The sequence below is a fragment of the Helicobacter pylori SA213A genome (genome assembly GCF_000476275.1).
Classification (GTDB): Bacteria; Campylobacterota; Campylobacteria; order Campylobacterales; family Helicobacteraceae; genus Helicobacter; species Helicobacter pylori_CL.
In genome coordinates this window covers 1-1,576 of sequence record NZ_CBOM010000048.1, presented here as the reverse complement: position 1 = coordinate 1,576, position 1,576 = coordinate 1, and the positions used below count along the sequence as shown (strand labels likewise).

Here is a 1,576-nt window from a genome sequence, read left to right as displayed (position 1 = left end):
TTTTCATCAACAGATAAGCAATTAGAACAAGTCTTAGAGCTAGGATAAAATCTATCAATCTTAACGACATGAGCCTTGTTTTCAAGGATTTTCACAAACTCGCTAAAAGCTATATCGCTCACTTTCCTACCCCAAAGTTTTTGCATAGCTTTCATGTTCAAGTCTTCAATGAAAATGCTTTGGTATTTTTTGCTTAACTTCAAAGCCAATTTATAAAAGAAATCGGTTCTTAAGTGTTTGATTTTTTGGTGCAGTTGGGCTAGTTTCTTTTTAGCTTTTTTAAAGTTATTAGAACCCTTAACTTTCTTGCTAAGGTTTTTACTAAGTCGTTTAATCAAAGGCAAGTATTTAGAGAAAAACAAAGGCGATTCTATCTTAGTGTTGTCAGATCCGGTTAAAAAAGTCCTTAACCCAAAGTCAAAGCCCACGCTTTTATCGCATGCGGTTTGCTTGTTAGGGTTATTTTCTAATTCACAGACTAGACACAAGAAATAATCGCCCATATTATCTCTTTTAATGGTTAGAGTTTTTACTTGCCCTATCAAAGCATAAGTTTTAATAAACTTGTAGCTATAACCATTAAAAGAAACAACATTGTCTTTTATCTCAAACCCCACTCCCTTATTCAACCCTGTCTTTTTATCAACTTGGCTTTTGAAAGTGAAAGATTTGTAGTTGGCTACTTTTTTAAATCGTGGCAATTTGGCTTGTTTCTTAAAGAATTTTTTAAACGCTTTATCTATCCTTTCAGTTAAATCTTGTAAGGTTTGTGAGCCTAGTGTTTTTAAAAAAGCATAACGATGGGTCTTTTTCAATTTGGTGGTGTGTTTTTGCAAATCGTTAAGCTTTAAATACTTTTTGAAAAGTCTATAATAGCGTTTGTGCAAGGCAATGCAATGATTATAAAACACGCCATAACGCCTTAATAGTGTGTCTATACGCCTATTCTTATCGTTCTTATAGAGTTTTTGTTTGTAGGTTATCAACATAACTTTTCCATTTTTCTTTTTGCTTAGGGCGGTTGCTGTTTTGTTGGTTTTCAATGTATTGTTTGACAACATTCAAAGGCGCACCCCCCACTGTTGAAATGAAACAGGAATTGGTCCATAAAGTAGGTAGTTTTGTCTTTAAGTGGTTAAATTCTTGTCTTAATATCCTACTGCTACGACCTTTAGCGGTTTTAATGAACTTCATCACTCCAAATCTTGGATCAATGTCAGCTAAAATGTGGATATGGTCTTTATCGGTTTGCATCTCTATAATCTCTACTCTTAATTCTTTAGCCACTTCTTGAATGATTTCTTTCAATCTCATTTCTACAGCTCCCACTAAGACCTTACGCCTGTATTTAGGACACCACACGATATGGTATTTGCAAGAATAGACAACATTATGATTGCTTTTGTATAAAACAGCTTTACTCATATTTGTAGTATATATAAAAAAAATAACTAATACAAGATATTCATAACATTACCCTTATTTTTGTGCATGATATTGACTCTAATACCCCTATTCCACATTGGCACGCCTAAAGGCGTTTCGCCTTGTATCCCCATAGCTAAAAGCTAGGGGC

At 33.9% G+C, this 1,576-nt stretch carries 2 protein-coding genes; both read right to left on the bottom strand.

Annotation, left to right across the window (positions count from 1 at the left end; translation table 11 throughout):
• On the bottom strand, positions 1–989 hold a 989-nt coding region (locus tag QT74_RS07790), incomplete at its 3' end, for an RNA-guided endonuclease InsQ/TnpB family protein (protein ID WP_033765911.1).
• Positions 958–1,425 carry an IS200/IS605 family transposase gene (tnpA, locus tag QT74_RS07785; protein ID WP_033765910.1) on the bottom strand — a complete coding sequence of 156 codons (468 nt, stop codon included), beginning with the start codon at positions 1,423–1,425 and terminating at the stop codon, positions 958–960. The genes tnpA and QT74_RS07790, both read right to left, overlap by 32 nt.
• Positions 1,426–1,576: the final 151 nt, after the last annotated feature.